This window comes from Pseudomonas sp. 2995-3 (genome assembly GCF_002742565.1).
Classification (GTDB): Bacteria; Pseudomonadota; Gammaproteobacteria; order Pseudomonadales; family Pseudomonadaceae; genus Aquipseudomonas; species Aquipseudomonas edaphica.
This window is the reverse complement of record NZ_LJSB01000066.1, coordinates 66,289-82,105: the sequence shown is the minus strand read 5'-3', so window position 1 is coordinate 82,105 and position 15,817 is coordinate 66,289. Positions and strand designations below refer to the sequence as shown.

16 protein-coding genes are annotated in these 15,817 nt (G+C 61.6%); 10 read left to right on the top strand and 6 right to left on the bottom strand.

Annotation, left to right across the window (positions count from 1 at the left end; translation table 11 throughout):
• Positions 1 to 52: 52 nt before the first annotated feature.
• On the top strand, positions 53 to 1,357 hold the full coding sequence (locus tag AOA62_RS03765; RefSeq protein ID WP_099547889.1) for a dicarboxylate/amino acid:cation symporter: 1,305 nt from the start codon (positions 53 to 55) through the stop codon (positions 1,355 to 1,357).
• Positions 1,358 to 1,498: 141 nt separating this feature from the next.
• Positions 1,499 to 2,413: a LysR substrate-binding domain-containing protein gene (locus AOA62_RS03760; RefSeq protein WP_017136351.1), complete on the top strand. Its 915-nt coding sequence runs from the start codon at positions 1,499 to 1,501 to the stop codon at positions 2,411 to 2,413.
• Here AOA62_RS03760 and AOA62_RS03755 read toward each other — a convergent pair.
• The 6 genes from AOA62_RS03755 to leuC form a co-directional block, all read right to left on the bottom strand.
• A complete protein-coding gene (locus AOA62_RS03755) occupies positions 2,394 to 3,626 on the bottom strand; it encodes an MFS transporter (RefSeq protein WP_099547887.1) in 1,233 nt (410 codons plus the stop codon). The two genes, AOA62_RS03760 and AOA62_RS03755, sit on opposite strands and share 20 nt — an antisense overlap.
• The gene (locus AOA62_RS03750; protein ID WP_099547886.1) at positions 3,623 to 4,363 is read right to left on the bottom strand and encodes a 2OG-Fe dioxygenase family protein; all 741 of its coding nucleotides are present in this window, start codon (positions 4,361 to 4,363) and stop codon (positions 3,623 to 3,625) included. The genes AOA62_RS03755 and AOA62_RS03750 overlap by 4 nt, the downstream gene beginning before the upstream one ends.
• A 4-nt stretch (positions 4,364 to 4,367) precedes the next feature.
• Complete coding sequence (locus AOA62_RS03745; protein ID WP_256592278.1) at positions 4,368 to 5,732, bottom strand: acetyl-CoA carboxylase biotin carboxylase subunit family protein; 1,365 nt, start codon at positions 5,730 to 5,732, stop codon at positions 4,368 to 4,370.
• A 26-nt stretch (positions 5,733 to 5,758) separates the two neighbouring features.
• Positions 5,759 to 6,913: a KamA family radical SAM protein gene (locus AOA62_RS03740; RefSeq protein WP_099547885.1), complete on the bottom strand. Its 1,155-nt coding sequence runs from the start codon at positions 6,911 to 6,913 to the stop codon at positions 5,759 to 5,761.
• 445 nt (positions 6,914 to 7,358) lie between these two features.
• A complete protein-coding gene (leuD, locus tag AOA62_RS03735) occupies positions 7,359 to 7,973 on the bottom strand; it encodes a 3-isopropylmalate dehydratase small subunit (protein ID WP_099547884.1) in 615 nt (204 codons plus the stop codon).
• Positions 7,970 to 9,388, bottom strand: coding sequence for a 3-isopropylmalate dehydratase large subunit (gene leuC / locus AOA62_RS03730; RefSeq protein ID WP_099547883.1), 1,419 nt, complete (start codon positions 9,386 to 9,388; stop codon positions 7,970 to 7,972). The genes leuD and leuC overlap by 4 nt, the downstream gene beginning before the upstream one ends.
• A 268-nt stretch (positions 9,389 to 9,656) precedes the next feature.
• Between leuC and AOA62_RS03725 the strand changes: the two genes are divergently transcribed.
• From AOA62_RS03725 to AOA62_RS03690, 8 genes are read left to right on the top strand one after another with little or no spacing between them, the layout of a single operon-like run.
• Positions 9,657 to 10,856: a PepSY domain-containing protein gene (locus AOA62_RS03725; protein ID WP_017136358.1), complete on the top strand. Its 1,200-nt coding sequence runs from the start codon at positions 9,657 to 9,659 to the stop codon at positions 10,854 to 10,856.
• The gene (locus tag AOA62_RS03720; protein WP_099547882.1) at positions 10,856 to 11,395 is read left to right on the top strand and encodes a thiamine pyrophosphate-binding protein; all 540 of its coding nucleotides are present in this window, start codon (positions 10,856 to 10,858) and stop codon (positions 11,393 to 11,395) included. The genes AOA62_RS03725 and AOA62_RS03720 overlap by 1 nt, the downstream gene beginning before the upstream one ends.
• Positions 11,392 to 11,715: a hypothetical protein gene (locus AOA62_RS03715; RefSeq protein ID WP_099547881.1), complete on the top strand. Its 324-nt coding sequence runs from the start codon at positions 11,392 to 11,394 to the stop codon at positions 11,713 to 11,715. The genes AOA62_RS03720 and AOA62_RS03715 overlap by 4 nt, the downstream gene beginning before the upstream one ends.
• Positions 11,712 to 12,272, top strand: a complete 561-nt coding sequence (locus AOA62_RS03710; RefSeq protein WP_017136361.1) for a DUF6162 family protein — start codon at positions 11,712 to 11,714, stop codon at positions 12,270 to 12,272. Before AOA62_RS03715 ends, AOA62_RS03710 begins: the two co-directional genes overlap by 4 nt.
• 19 nt (positions 12,273 to 12,291) lie before the next feature.
• A complete protein-coding gene (locus tag AOA62_RS03705) occupies positions 12,292 to 13,212 on the top strand; it encodes a metal ABC transporter substrate-binding protein (protein ID WP_017136362.1) in 921 nt (306 codons plus the stop codon).
• Positions 13,209 to 13,952 carry a metal ABC transporter ATP-binding protein gene (locus tag AOA62_RS03700; RefSeq protein WP_099547880.1) on the top strand — a complete coding sequence of 248 codons (744 nt, stop codon included), beginning with the start codon at positions 13,209 to 13,211 and terminating at the stop codon, positions 13,950 to 13,952. The genes AOA62_RS03705 and AOA62_RS03700 overlap by 4 nt, the downstream gene beginning before the upstream one ends.
• Entirely contained in the window at positions 13,952 to 14,851 is a 900-nt protein-coding gene (locus AOA62_RS03695) for a metal ABC transporter permease (protein ID WP_017136364.1), read from the top strand. The genes AOA62_RS03700 and AOA62_RS03695 overlap by 1 nt, the downstream gene beginning before the upstream one ends.
• Entirely contained in the window at positions 14,851 to 15,765 is a 915-nt protein-coding gene (locus AOA62_RS03690; protein WP_099547879.1) for a metal ABC transporter solute-binding protein, Zn/Mn family, read from the top strand. Before AOA62_RS03695 ends, AOA62_RS03690 begins: the two co-directional genes overlap by 1 nt.
• Positions 15,766 to 15,817: the final 52 nt, after the last annotated feature.

Here is a 15,817-nt window from a genome sequence, read left to right as displayed (position 1 = left end):
AATGGCCTGCGACGGGTTCGCTTTGCCCAAAAAACATCCCGAGATAATAACAATGACAATCCGAAAACTGCTGGGAACCCTGTATATCCAGGTGCTCATCGCCATCGCGCTGGGTGTGTTGATCGGCCATGTCTGGCCGCAAATCGGTATCGACCTCAAGCCGCTGGGCGACGGGTTTATCAAGCTGATCAAGATGATCATCGGCCCGATCATCTTCTGCACGGTGGTGTCCGGCATCACCAGCATGCACGATGTGAAACAGGTGGGCCGGGTCGGCGGCAAGGCGCTGCTGTACTTCGAGATCGTTTCCACCATCGCCCTGCTGATCGGCCTCCTCGCCGCGCACCTGCTGCAACCGGGCGTGGGTTTCAACATTGACGTGAAGACCCTCGACAGCTCGGCCATCGCCGGTTTTGTCGGCCAGGCCGAACATGGCGAAGGCATCACCGGGTTCCTGCTGCACGTGATCCCCACCACGTTTTTTGATGCGTTCTCCAAGGGCGAAATCCTGCCGGTCCTGTTTGTCTCGGTACTGTTCGGTGTCGGCCTGGTGATGGTCGGGGAAAAAGGCCGGCCACTGGTGGGCGTGATCAACCAGGCCAGCGAAGTGTTCTTTCGCATCGTCGGCATCATCAGCCGCGTGGCGCCCATCGGCGCGTTTGGGGCGATTGCCTTCACCATCGGCAAATACGGCGTGGGTTCATTGCTGCCGCTGCTGAAGCTGGTGGGTACGTTTTACCTCACCGCGTTTTTCTTTGTGGCCGTGGTGCTGGGCAGCATCGCGCGCTACGCCGGCTTCAGCATTTTCAAGCTGATGGGCTATATCAAGTCGGAGCTGTTGATTGTGCTCGGCACCAGTTCGTCGGAGTCGGCGCTGCCGCAACTGATCCAGAAACTCGAAAGCCTGGGTGCGTCCAAAGGCGTGGTGGGCATCGTGGTGCCGACCGGCTACACCTTCAACCTCGACGGCACCAACATCTACATGACCCTGGCGGTGTTGTTCCTGGCGCAGGCCACCAATATCCACTTGCCGCTGGAGCAACAATTGACCTTACTGGCGGTGGCCATGCTCACCTCCAAGGGCGCCGGTGCGGTGGTCGGTGCAGGTTTTGTGGCACTGGCCGCGAGCCTGGCGGTGGTGCCCACGGTGCCGGTGGCGGCGATGGTGCTGATCCTGGGTGTCGACCGTTTTATGGCCGAGTGCCGCTCGCTGACCAACATCATCGGCAATGCCGTCGCGGCATTGGTGGTAGCCGCATGGGAGGGTGAGTTGGACCGCGAAAAAATGGCCCCTATCGCCCTCAAGCATGGCCGCCATGCGCGGGCTGCCGCGCAGGCGAAGATCGCCGCCGAGTAAGCTTTAAAGACAATCACCTTGCTCCCGCTGGGCTGCGCAGCAGCCACAGAATCCTGGGCACACCCACCAGGTCCAGCGGCAGCAAGCTCCCTCACCACACCGGTGCTATTCTGGCAGCTCATGCCGCCACATCTGTCGCTGATGACTCATAAGAAAGATACCGTGCCCCTACCCGAAGACCTGCGGGTGTTCCTCACCGTGATCCGCAAGGCCGGCTTCGCAGCCGCCGCCGATGAACTGGGGCTGTCGCCTGCGTATGTGAGCAAGCGCATTCAGATCCTCGAAACCACCCTGGCCACGCGCCTGCTGCACCGCACCAGCCGCCGCATCGCCCTGACCGAAGACGGCGAGCGAGTACAACGCTGGGCTGTGCGTATCCTCGAAGATTTCCAGCAACTGTCCGATGAACTCAGCGATGCCCACGACAGCCCGCGCGGGCATCTGCACCTGTGCAGCAGCTTCGGTTTCGGCCGCAATCATGTGGCGCCGGCCCTGTCGTTGCTGGCCGAGCAGTACCCGGACCTGGAAATCCGCCTGGACCTGTTCGACCGCGTGGTGGATATCGTCAGTGAAGGGTTTGACCTGGAGATTCGCGTCGGCGATGACATCCCCGGCCAGCACATCGGCAGGCGGCTGGTGAGCAATCGCCGCGTGCTGTGCGCGGCACCGGAATACCTGCAACGCAAAGGCACGCCGCAACAGTTGAGCGACCTGGAGCAGCACGACTGCCTGGTGCTCAAGGAGCGCGACAATGCGTTCGGTATCTGGAACCTGGAGCGTGACGGCGCGCCCGAAAGCGTGCGCGTGCGCGGGCCGCTGTCATCGAACAATGGCGAGATCGTGTTGCAGTGGGCGTTGGACGGGCGCGGTGTGTTATTGCGCTCGATGTGGGACGTAAAACCGCTGCTGGAACAGGGCAAGCTGGTGCAGGTGCTGCACACCTACACACAGAGTGCCAACGTGTGGGCGGTGTACCCGACACGTTTGGCCTACTCCGGTAAATTGCGCGCCTGCGTGGAGTTTTTGCAGGAGCACTTCAAGGGGTTGTCGATCTGACGCCCCGCGTGGCGCTGACACCCAGCCATACCGTCATGATCACCAGGGCGGTCAATGGCAACCCGTGGAACAGCACGATCACCTGGGCCGGCGTCCACGTCAGGTAGAACGGCCCCACCACCAGCATGCCCACGCCAAAGCCGGCCATCTGGATCAGCGTCAACAGGCTGAACAGCGGCAGGCGCAAGCTATCGGGTTCGCTTTGTGCGCGGGAAACCAGCGCCACCTCGGAGATGCCATCGCCCAGCCCGGCCCACACCACCAGCAGCAGCGCCAGCCACAGTTCGGTTTGCTGGAAGGTCAGGATAAAGCCGCTGGACATCAGCGCCACACCCGCCATGAACCAGCGCTCCATGCCTTGGGTGCCACGGCCCTTGAGCAACGCACTGGCCAGGCGCGCGCCGATGAACTTGCCGCAGGCCCACACCGCCAGCAGGTAGCCCATGACGGTTTTCGCGGTGTCCGGCGAAATGTACTGCGACAACACCGGCCAGCCGACGTTATGTGCCGCGCTGCCGAGGGTGTCGAGCATGCTGATCAACAACATCGCCGCCAACACCGGTGCACCGCGCAGGCCTTTGGTCAACTCATGCCATTCGGCCGCAAGCCCACGATGCGCGGCAACGGCGACTGAATACAAGGCGCGCAACGGCAGGATCAGGCAAGCCGCCACCACGTAAGTGCCGATGTTGACGGCAAACACCGCCTCGAATCCGCCCGTGGCGATCAGCAAACCGGAAAGCAAGCTGCCAAACACCGCACCGGTAGCCGCCGCCGAGGTGATCCAGGCATTGGTGCCCACCCGCTGTTCAAGCGCCACCCAGGTCGGCAACTGGCTGTTCAGGCCAATGGCAAACAGCGAATTGCACAGGCCGATGCCGAACGCGATAAACGGCAGCACGTTAAGTTGATGCGCCGGGATCAGCACCAGCAGCGGCACCAGTAACAGCGCGCGGGCCAGGTCCAGCCCGGCCAAGGTACTGCGCCCCGGGAAGCGCCGGAAAAACGGGATGCCGAACAGGCTGGCGACAATCCCGCCGGTCACCCGGCACGCCAGGAACACACTGACAAACACCACGCTTTGGCTGAGCCAGTAAACGTAGGTGGAGAGCGCCACCATATTGAGGAATGCGCCAAAGTCCGAAACGCCCCGCGCAAAGATGATCAAGCGGGCGTTGCGGGTCGACAGGCCCAAGGGCTGAACGTCGCTCATGCCGGTTGTACCTCGTCTTCTACCCGTGCGTCATCAGCCGCCACGCCGCGCAGGCTCACCAGCAGCACATCGCGCCAGGCCGGTGCCGAATCGGCCTGCGCCCGCACGGCGCCGGCGCGGTGATATAGCCCACGGTCGTTGATCACGATGGTTTCCAGGAACTGCTCCATCGCCAGGTCCAGCACGCGGCTATGCTCCGCCTCACCGGTAAACACCTCGGACACCACCGGCACCGTGTTGCTCTGGCCAATGAAGTGCATGAACACCCAGTCCAGGCCATCCTGATGAATACCCGAGGTGGTGGGGCTGGCTGATGGCCCCTCTGCACGCACGCGAAACTGGTGGATATCAATGGTGTAGGCATGCGGGCCAAGGTGCGGTTCGAGCACCGCCAGGTCGGTGGCGAGCAATTTCTGCATCAGTGGGTGCTCGATAAAGCCCTCCTCGCTGTAGCTCAAGTGGTTCACGCCCTGGCGATAGTTGACCGCATAGGTGACCGGCGACTTGAACGCGCTATTGCGGTCGATCTGCAACTGCCGCGTCGGGGATAAACGATAGCGCAGGATCCGCCGTTCGCGATGCGTGTATGCCTTGAACGCCTCATCGCGCACCAGGTTCGCCCAGTAGGCGCGAAAGCTTTGCTCCTCGCCGGGCTCAACCTTGAGCAACTGGCCAAAGTCCCGACGGTGACAATAGTGGTGCTCGCGCAAGTACGCGCCAATCTGTGGGATATCCATATCGCTAACCCTTATTGTCGATAATCACGCGCAGATTGTGCCGTATTGCATCATGCACCGCATGGGCGTGGGCAACATCGTCGACCCTGGCCCAGCACTTGAGCAAGTAATGCTCTTCTATATCGGCATCAATAGAGTGACCGGACTCCTGTTGGGCATATTCCAGCACCGACGGCTGTTGAGCGAGCCATTCAAGGCCTTCAATACCCTTGAAGTGGCCACTGTGCTCCGGATAGATCGCCAGCATCGAGTAGTGTTGCGATGCCTGCGCGACCTGGCGTGCGCCGGCGTCCAACCGCGCATTTACATCTGGCTCACCCAGCAGCAGCGACAGATACAGCTGGTACGGGTCAATACCCGCCAAGTCACGGAACGCGGCATTGACGTACAGCCCGCCGACGCGTGGGTTGATTTCGATCACCACCGGCCCCGCGTCCGTCATGCGGAACTCGAAATGCACCACGGCATTGGTCAGGCCGACCGCGCGCAGGCACTCCACGGCGTACTGGCGGATCTGCTCACACTGGGCGTCGGTAAAGGACGTCGGCGGCGAAATCAGCAGGTTCTCCAGGACGGTGCCACTGCGCTCGGTCAACATCAGTTTTTCATTGATCAGCAGCGCATGCACCTGCTCGCCCGCCACCACACACTCCACACTGCCTTCAATACCTGGGATGAACCCTTCAAGCAAAAGGCTGCGCCCCGGCAGGTATTCTCGTCGCTGCCCATCGTCCTCCGGCAACGTGTGGGCGCAGCCGTAAAAATCCGCATAGGCTGCGCTGGCATGATCTGCCAGGAAATGCGCGTAGTGGCTGCGCAACTGCGCCCAGTCAGAGCATTTCTTGATAAATGCCGACGCGCCACCAAAGGGTGGCTTGGCGATCAGCGGGTAACCCACGTGCTCGGCACCTTCGCGCAGTTGCTGTTCGTTGTTGCACAGCGCAAACGGCACCGAACGCACGCCGAGTTGTTTCAGCGCGCGGCGCATCAGGAACTTGTTGTTACACGCAGCAATGGCAAGTGGGTCGCTGTGCACCAGGCCCAGCCGCCGACAGGCCTGCGCCACGATGCAGCCGACTTCGCCCTGCGCAGACGGGTGGCCGGCCTGACAGAAGATTGCGCGGACCTGGTACTGCCCATCCAGCCGCCCCACCAACTCCAGAATCGATTGTTCATTCAACGCGTCGAGCAGGAACACTGCATCACTGTCGTCCCGCAACCGCTGCAGGTGCTTGCGTCCGGCCACACCCGCCGTCAAGCAGGCCAGGCCTTGGGCACGGGCCGCCGCGAAGTGCGGCTCGCGGTAGCAATAGCGAACAGAGGCACTGTCATCAATATCAATAAAAAGAATGGCATCTTGTTTCATCATTAATACCGCCTCATGCGTCAGTCACTTCAGGCATCCTGCCAACTGCACCACTGCCCTTCCCAATTACGGAAGCGGTAATGACGTTGCCCATCGCGCACTTCAAAGTGCGGCAAGTTTTGTGGCTTTTCAAAGTCCAGCAGCGGCACGGTAAACTTGCCCTGTGCATGCGGCAGCACATATTCCGGCATGGCTATATTGGACACGCGCCGCTTGAGGCGATCCATAATAGCGATGGCGTGGCTGATCGATGCTTTATATTCCGACGCCCCCGGAGAAAACGGCATGAAGTGGTACAAGTAATACGGTTTTACGCCCAGCCGATATAGGTCAATAAACAGTTTATGCAAGGTGGCTTCATCGTCATTCACACCGCGCAACAGCGGCATGTTGGAGAACACAATCGGCACCACACTCTGGATACGTTTAACCGCCACGGCAAAGTCCGCACTCAGTTCCAGCGGGTGGCATACATGTACGCCAAACGCATTGACCTTGTACTTTTCCAGCATGGCCAATAACTCATCGGTGACGCGAAACGGGTTAAAGCTCAAGGCCCGTGTGTGCAGGCGAATCAGCAGGTCGTCGCGGATGCCACGCAGGGCGGCGAGGTTCTCTTCGAGCTTGCGGTCGGCGAGCATCAACGGGTCACCGCCGCTGAGAATCACCTCTTCGATGGCCGGGTTGTTGCGGATGTACTCGAGCGAATCCTTGAACGAGTCGGCGCTGGCATTGGCCTTCTCGGTACCCACTTGCAGGGTGCGCAGCGCTTCGAAGCAGAACTGGCAATAGGCGTTGCAGGTGTTGGTCATGCGCAGGATCACGCGGTTGTCGTATTTGTGCTGGCAAATCGGCGTTTTCATTTCGTGGCCAAGTTCCCAGTTCTCCGAGGTGCCGTCGTAATCGCCAGCGACCTGTTCGCTCCAGTAGGGCACTACTTGGCGCCACAGCGGATGGTCCATCACCTCGCCATCGGTGAGAGAGCGCTTGATCAAGTCAATGTAATAAGGGGTTATCTGCAGCTTGCGGTCTTGCAAGTTGTGTTCGATATGCGCGCTGGTTTCCTCGCTCCAGCCACCGCAGGCAGCCCGCAATGCCGGTTCGTCGCGGATGGCATTCTTCTGCTGCCAACGCCAATCCTGCCACTGTACCGAACGGTGGATCGCTTGATCAAAAATCGACATGAGCTTGAACTCTCTGTGTTCTGAACGAATGTTAAGGCATCGGCATATGTGCCTTTTCACACTGGAAAAGACCGTAATATCCGCAACAACGACAACTGATTGACAGGTGGCAGAAGTCGATCAAGTTACCCACTCGATCACCGGCACCAGAGAGATATAAATGACCACTAATTCACGGGGCATGGCATCAACTTCCTTTTCTTATAATGTGCGACTTTCCAAGTCAGCATCCACTTAAGCCGATGACCTACAAGGTGTCAACAAATACCCTTGTATTTTTTCAGGGCTTCATCTACTAACGCTACACCGCCCTTGCAATCACTGAGGTTACGCGGTGCAACCGGCGTTATTTGAAAAGTAAATAGTCCCCCAAAAAAAACGCCCCCCAATAACTGGAGGGCGTTTGTTCTACTTATATAACTACGTAGTTACCCCATTAAGGTTTTCAACCAAGCCAGGGGTTGGCCGCCAGATGCTGGCGCTCGAAGGTTTTGATCTGCTCACTGCGTTGCAACGTGCTGCCAATCGCATCCAGGCCGAGCAACAACGCGGTCTTGCGCAAGGTGTCGATCTGGAACGAGATCACCTGGCCATCGGCCAAGCGAATCTGTTGCGCCTCAAGGTCCACGCTGATCTGCGCCTGCGCAGGCTGGCTGACCGTCTGCCCGAGTGTGTGCAGCACCGCCTCGTCCAAGGTGATCAACAACACCCCGTTGCGCTGGCAGTTGTCATAAAAGATCCCGGCAAAGCTGCTGCCGATCAGCGCGCGAATGCCCATCTGCTTCAAGCCCCACACCGCGTGTTCGCGGCTCGAACCACAGCCGAAGTTGGGCCCCACCACCATAAAACTCGCGCCCTGCCAGGCCGGCTGGTTCAATACGAATTCGGGGTTGGGTGCGCCATTGGGCAAAAAGCGCAGGTCAAAAAACAGCCCGCGATCGAGGCCTGCGCGGTCGATGCCTTTGAGAAATTGCTTGGGCATGATCACGTCAGTGTCGATATTCGCCGCCAGCATCGGCGCGGCCTGGCCGGTGACCTGGGTAAACGGTTGCAGGCTCATGGGCGGTCTCCAAAATGACGGATATCGGTGAGGCGGCCGGTGATGGCCGCGGCGGCGACCATCGCCGGGCTCATCAAGTGAGTGCGCGCCCCGGCGCCCTGGCGGCCTTCGAAGTTGCGGTTGGTGCTGGACGCGCAGCGATCACCGGGCGCCAGCACGTCATCGTTCATCGCCAGGCACATCGAGCAGCCTGACTGGCGCCATTCGAAGCCGGCGTCGATAAAGATCGCCGCCAGCCCTTCGGCTTCGGCCTGGTCACGCACTTCGGTGGAGCCCGGCACGATCATCGCCCGCACATGCTCGGCCACCTGCTTGCCGCGCACCACACTGGCGGCGTCGCGCAGGTCTTCAATGCGCGCGTTGGTGCAAGAGCCGATAAACGCGTGGCTGATCACAATGTCGCTGAGCGGCATGCCGGCTTCCAGGCCCATGTAGTTGAGGGCGCGGCGCATGTCCTGGCGCAGGATCAGGTCGCTGACGTCTTGCGGGTCCGGCACGCGGGCACCGATGGGCGCGGCCTGGTCGGGGCTGGTGCCCCAGGTAACCATAGGCTCCAGGGTGCTGGCGTCCAGCTGCACTTCCTGGTCGAACACCGCGTCGGCGTCGGTGTGCAACGTGCGCCATTGCACCAGGGCTTGTTCCCACAACTCGCCCTTGGGCGCACGCGGCTTGCCTTTGAGGTAGGCGAAGACTTTTTCGTCGGGTGCCATAAACGCGCCCCGCGCGCCAGCTTCCACCGCCATGTTGCAGATGGTCATGCGCGCTTCAACACTCAGCGCATCAATGGTGGCGCCGCGAAACTCGATGGCGTAACCGGTGGCCCCGGACGCGCCGATCTTGCCGATCAGTGCCATGATCACGTCCTTGGAAGTCAGGCCGTTGCCCAGGGTGCCGTCTACCGTCACGCGCATGCTTTTCAGGCGTTTGTACACCAGGGTCTGCGAGGCCAGCAGGTGCTCGATTTCCGAGGTGCCGATGCCAAAGCCGAAGGCGCCGAGGGCACCGTAGGTGGTGGTGTGGCTGTCGCCGGCGGCGATCACCATGCCCGGCAGGATAAAGCCCTGCTCCGGGGCAATCACGTGTTCGATGCCTTGGCGTTTGTCGAGGATGTCCAGCAGCTCGATACCGAAGTCCTGGCAGTTTTCCGCCAGGTACGAGACTTGCCGCGCGCCGCCTGCGTCAGGCATCGCGGCAATGCGCATGGGCGTGGTGGGGTTTACGTGGTCGACCACCGCCAGCGCGGTGCCGGGGCGCCATACGCCACGCTTGGCCTCGCGCAGGCCGCTGAACGCCTGGGGGCTGGTGTATTCGTTGATCACCTGGCGGTCTATATAAAGCAGCACATGGCCCTGGTCATCCAGGGCGCACACCGTGTGGGAGTCGATGTGTTTGTCGTAGAGGGTTCTGGCAGTCATGTTTGTGGACTCACTTTTATAAGCGCTCGCTCAACGGTATGACCCCATCCTACGCAGCCCCCCGGCCCCATCAATGGCACCTGGGTGATGGCTTGGAACATGTTTCGTGTTCAATCCGGCAACGCTGAAACATTTTCTTTCATATCCCGCTTAGGGATTTCTCATTCTCATCCGTCTTAACTTAGATACAGCCCGTCGCGTCAGCAAAAGCTACGACTGGCCTTTTCCGGGCCTCCTTCGCCCTCCTCCGATCAAGACCCGCATTCACATGTCGAAGAAGTCACGCTCAAAACTCTGGTTTCTGGTTCATAGCTGGTTGGCGTTGCCCATCTGGTTTTTTGTACTGATCGTCTGCGTCACCGGCACCCTGGCGGTGGTCAGCCAGGAAATCGTCTGGCTGGCCAACCCGGACATCCGCGCCAGCAAGCCGTCGGACGATGCCGAACGGCTGAGTTACGACCAGGTCATCGGCGCCATCAAGCGCAACGAACCCCAGGCAATCGTGCAGTCGATCACCCGCCCGGACGAGTCGCACTTCGCGCTGAGTGTCGACCTCAGTTACCCCGACGGGCGCTCGGTGGAGGTCTACGTCAACCCGTATACCGGCGTGATCCAGGGCATCAGCCCAGCGTTCAACTTCCAGCAATTTACCCGTGCCTTGCACGGTTGGTGGCTGGTGCCGTTTACCAATGGCTACAGTTGGGGCTGGTACCTGGTGTCGGCGCTTGGCATACCGCTGCTGGCATCCCTGGTCACCGGGCTGGTGGTGTACAAGCGTTTCTGGAAAGGGTTTCTGCGCCCGACCCTGCGAATCCGCCATGGCGCGCGGATCTTCTGGGGTGACTTCCATCGTTTGAGCGGTATCTGGTCGATCTGGTTTATCGCGGTAATTTCCATCACCGGCATCTGGTTCCTGATCCGGGCAATTCTGGGCGACAACCAGATTTCCATCTCCAGTGAGCCCATCGTGCCGGTGATTGCCCGGGAGAAGGTGCCTGTGTCGGCACCGGGCGTACCGGCACCAATGATCCCGATCGATCGGGCCATCGAGATCGCCACGCAGCGCATTCCCGGGCTGGAGGCCAGTTTTGTGTTCCTGCCCAGCAACGCCTATAGCCACCTGCAGATCGGCGGGCGCGGCTGGTACCCGTTGATGTTCCAGACGGCGCAGCTCAACCCGTACGACGGTGAAATTGCCGTGTCGCACCTGCTGTCCGACCGCTCGACACTGGAGTTCGTCACCGAATCCATGCGACCGCTGCACACCGGCGACTTTGGCGGCCTGTGGGTCAAGCTGATCTGGGCATTCTTCGGCCTGATCATGAGCATGATGGTGTTGAGCGGTCTGCTGATCTGGACCAAACGCACCGCGCTGGCCACCCTCAACGCCTTCAAGCGCGAGGCCAAGACGCAACGCGCGCCAGCCCCCGCCACGGCCAGGCAGGCTGAAACCTCGGAGGCCAATTGATGAGCAAACGTGCGACCACCACACCACCTTCGCCGCTGCGGGCCTTTTGGCTCAAGTGGCGCTTCCACATCAATGTCCTGCTGTTGCTGGTGCCCCTGGGGTTCATGCCCAAGTACTTTTCCGACGCCGCACTGTTTCGCGGTGACAGCGGCATTGGCGAGCGCGTGGCCGGCGAAGTGCAGGTGGGGCCGTGGAGCCTGACCCTCGCAGAGTTTCGCAACGAAGGCCCGCGCCCGGACCCGGCCGGCCCGATGAAATTTTTCAACGCCGCCCTGTGCGACACCTGCGCCGAGCAGGTCAAGGCCACTTACCTGCGTATCGGCAAACCGCGCAGCCTGCGCGCGGCCGGGGTGATTTTCTTCGGCACGCCGTACCGCATGGGTGCGGTGTTGCCGGTGCCGGAACGCACACCCGTGGATGCCGAAGTGTGGGTGACCATGGAAGGCTGGGACGGCTCCATGCACCAGGGTTCCATTCCGCTGAGCCAGGCCTCGCCTGCCACCATTGCCTGGCTGAACAAGCAAGGAGTTAAACCATGACGTTAATGCGCCTGACTCGCGCCGCTTTATTGCTCTGCGCCGGCTTCAGTGGCGTCGCCCTGGCCCATAACCCGATGTGCGAATGCAAGGAAATCCCCGGCGAACAGATCCAGTGCACCGGCGGTTTTTCCGACGGCAGCGGCGCGCCGGGCGTGACCCTGGATGTGATCGGCTACGACGAAACCATCCTGCTGCCCGGCAAGCTTGGCCAGGACTCGACCCTGACGTTCAAAAAGCCCTCCGCCGAGTTCTATGTGCTGTTTGATGCAGGCCCCGGCCACGTGGTGGAAATCGACCAAGCGGATATCCAGCCCCAATGAGCACCACACAGGTTGTACGCCCGGCCGGAGCCGGCCATGAAACCCTCTACGTGTTGCTGCTGTGCCTGATCATCCTCGCGGTGGCTGGCACGGTGGTGGCGCTGCACGGTGAAACCCAGGAGGTCGCCGCCGTGCCCAGCCACCAACTGGACGCACGCCGTGACCTGAGCGCTGCCGAGCAAGGCATCTACGCCGACCTGCGCGTGACCCTGGATGAAATCCAGCTGTTGCAGCAGGAGCAAAACGCCCTGCCGACGCCCACGCAACTGGCCGAAGAAGGCTTCGCACCGTTTGCCCAGGACGCCAGTTCGGTGAGCCGTGGCGACCATCGCTGGCAGCTGCTTGAGCCTGTGGCCTACCTGGGTTTGAGCCAAGCGCCAAGCACCAGCGGCTCGGTGCTGATGCGCGTGCAAGGTGACGAGCCGGATGTGTGGCTCAACCGCCAGGCCAACCTCGCCGCCCCTGCCGACCTCACCGACGCGGCGCTGATCGCCGCCGGCTGGCGCCAGGTGGTCACGCAATTCGATGCCGGCGTGACCCGCCAGCACCGTCACTGAACCAGAAGACCGAGTGCCCATGTCTATTTCATCGCCCCTGTTACGCCTGTTGCTGGTTGGCCTGTTCAGCCTGATGCTCGCCCCGCTCGCGAATGCCGAAGCGGCCAAGCGCCTGCGCATCGGCATCACCCTGCACCCGTATTACAGCTACGTGGCCAATATCGTCGGCGACAAGGCCGAGGTGGTGCCGCTGATTCCCGCCGGTTTCAACCCCCACGCCTACGAACCGCGCGCCGAAGACATCAAGCGCATCGGCACCCTGGACGTGATCGTGCTCAATGGCGTCGGCCATGATGATTTTGCCGACCGCATGATCGCCACCAGCGAGCGCCCGGACATCCCGGTGATCGAAGCCAACGCCAACGTACCGCTGCTGGCCGCCACCGGTAACGCCGCGCGCGGTGCGGGCAAGGTGGTCAATCCGCACACCTTCCTGTCGATCAGTGCGTCGATTGCCCAGGTCAACAACATCGCCCGCGAACTGGGCAAGCTCGACCCGGACAACGCCAAGACTTACACCCAAAACGCCCGCGCCTACGGCAAGCGCCTGCGCCAGATGCGTGCCGATGCCCTCGCCAAGCTGACCAGCGCGCCGAACCCGGACCTGCGCGTTGCGACCGTGCACGCGGCCTACGACTACCTGCTGCGCGAATTCGGCCTGGAAGTCACCGCCGTGGTCGAGCCCGCCCATGGCATCGAGCCCAGCCCCAGCCAGTTGAAAAAGACCATCGATGAACTGCGCGCACTGGATGTGAAGGTGATCTTCTCGGAGATGGATTTCCCGTCTACCTACGTCGAGACCATCCAGCGTGAATCCGGGGTCAAGCTGTACCCGCTGTCGCATATTTCCTACGGCGAATACACGCCCGAGAAATACGAAGTGGAAATGACCGGCAACCTCAACACCGTGGTACGGGCGATTCAGGAGTCGGGGGCATGACGGCAGCGCAGCAATTGAAGGTGGCCAGCATTGGCCCGACCCTTGAGTTCGACACGGTCTCCCTGACCTTGGGCCGCACAGTGATTCTCGACGCGGTGAGTTTTGAGGTCGAACCGGGCAGCATCCACGCCCTGGTCGGCCCGAACGGCGGCGGCAAAAGCTCGCTGATCAAGACCTTGCTGGGGCAGACCCCGCACCAGGGCCAATTGCGCCTGCACTGGCCGAACACGCCAGGCACGGTCGGCTATGTGCCCCAGGCGCTGGAGTTTGATCGGGGCTTGCCGATGACCGTCGACGATTTCATGGCCGCCATGTGCCAGCGACGCCCGGCATTTCTCGGCCTGTCCCGGCATTACGCCGCCTCGATTGGCGAAGCGCTGGAACGGGTCGGCATGCAGGACAAACGCAAGCGCCGCATGGGCGCGTTGTCCGGCGGTGAGCGTCAGCGCGTGCTGTTGGCCCAAGGCCTGATTCCGGCGCCGCAACTGCTGGTGCTGGATGAGCCAATGTCAGCGCTTGATGAGGCCGGTATCCAGGTGTTCGAACGGCTGCTCAATGACTGGCGCCTGGCCGGGATCACCGTGCTGTGGATCGAGCATGACCTGGAAGCTGTGGGCCGCCTGGCCGATCGCGTTACCGGCCTGAACCGTCGCGTGCTGTTCGACGCCACACCGAAAGAAGCGCTGACCCCGGACCGCCTGCTGAGCCTGTTTTCCACCCATCCTCGGAGCGCGGCGTAATGAGTTATGAAGCCTTTCGTTTGATGGTCCAGGGCTGGGCTTCATCCGGGTACCTGCCGGAAGCACTGGCCTATGGGTTTGTGGTGAACGCCTTGCTCGCCGGCTTGCTGATCGGCCCGGTGCTGGGCGGCCTGGGTACACTGGTAGTGGTCAAGCGCTTTGCGTTCTTCTCTGAAGCCGTCGGGCACGCCGCGTTGACCGGCGTGGCCGTGGGCATTCTGCTCGGCGAGCCCTATACCGGGCCTTACGGCAGCCTGTTCGGCTACTGCCTGTTGTTCGGCATCCTGCTCAATTACCTGCGCAACCGCACCGGCTTGGCGCCAGACACCCTGATCGGCGTGTTCCTCTCGGTGTCCCTGGCGCTGGGTGCGAGCCTGCTGTTGATTCTGGCGGGCAAGATCAATGTGCACATTCTGGAAAACGTACTGTTTGGCTCGGTGCTGACGGTTAACGGCAATGACCTGCTGGTGTTGGCGGTCGTCGGCTCACTGGTGATGGCCCTGGCGTTGCCGCTGTACAACCGCATCATGCTGGCCAGCTTCAACCCGCAATTGGCCGCTGTGCGTGGCGTGGCCGTCAAAACCCTGGATTACCTGTTCGTGATCCTGGTGACCTTGATCACCGTGGCGGCGGTCAAGGTGATCGGCGCCATTTTGGTCGGCGCCCTGCTGGTGATTCCGGCGGCGGCAGCGCGCCTGTTGAGCCAGTCGCTCAAGGGTTTTTTCTGGGTCTCGGTGGTGATCGCCACGCTCAGCACGCTGTGCGGCATTCTGCTGCCGATCATCTTCGACCTGCCCATCCCGTCCGGTGCCGCGATCATTCTGGTGGCCGGTATCGCCTTCGCCGTTGCCGCCATCGCGCGCGGCATCGTGCCCAGCCTCAAAGGGAATCTTGGATAATGCGCTCTGTTTTTCATCCGCTGGCCCTGGCCATTGCCTGTTTATTCACTGCGCCGTTGATGGCCGCTGAAGCTGCAAAACCTGCGGTTCACGCCGCCAAACCGGTGAAAGTGCTGGCCTCGCTGCCCATCACCTACGGCCTGGCCGAGGTGCTGCTCAAAGGCACCGATGTACAGCTTGAGCGCGCAGCACCGGCCAACCTGCCCGGTTCGCGGCAGGTGTCCTACTTCACCGGCCGGGGTGCCCCGGCCTTGGGCAGTTTGGCCCAGGACGCCGACGCGGCTATCGGCCTGCGCTCGCTGTGGGCGGATGACCCGCTCTACCCGGTGGCGCGGCGCAGCAATATTCGTATCGTCGAAGTGGACGCCGCGCGACCGGTGGACGGCGGCTTGCCGGGTATTGCTGTGCAACCGGGCGGTGCCGATGGCCTGAACAGCCAGCCGTGGCAGTCGAGCAACAATATGGGGCGCATGGCCGATGTGATGGCGGCCGACCTGAGCCGCCTGGCGCCCGCGGCCAAACCCAGGATCGACGCCAACCTCGCGGCGCTCAAACAGCGCCTGCTCAAGCTCAGCGCCGACAGCGAAGCAAGACTGGCCAAGGCGGACAACCTGAGTGTGGTCAGCTTGAGTGATCACTTTGCTTATCTGGTCAGCAGCTTGAACCTGGAAGTGCTCAGCACCGATGCCCGGCCGGACGCGGATTGGACGCCTGAAGCGTTGCACACACTCAGTGCCGACTTGAAGAGCAACGACGTGGCCGTGGTGCTGCATCACCGCCAACCGAGTGAGGCGGTTAGAACAGCCGTAACGGCAGGCGGTGCGCAACTGCTGGTATTAAATGTCGACGGAGCTGACCCGGTGGCGGAGTTGGAAGGCAATGTGGATCAGGTGATCAAGGCGCTGACGCCCTGAATGTGGGAGCTGGCTTGCCTGCGATGCGGGCAACTCGGTATCACTGTCAGAT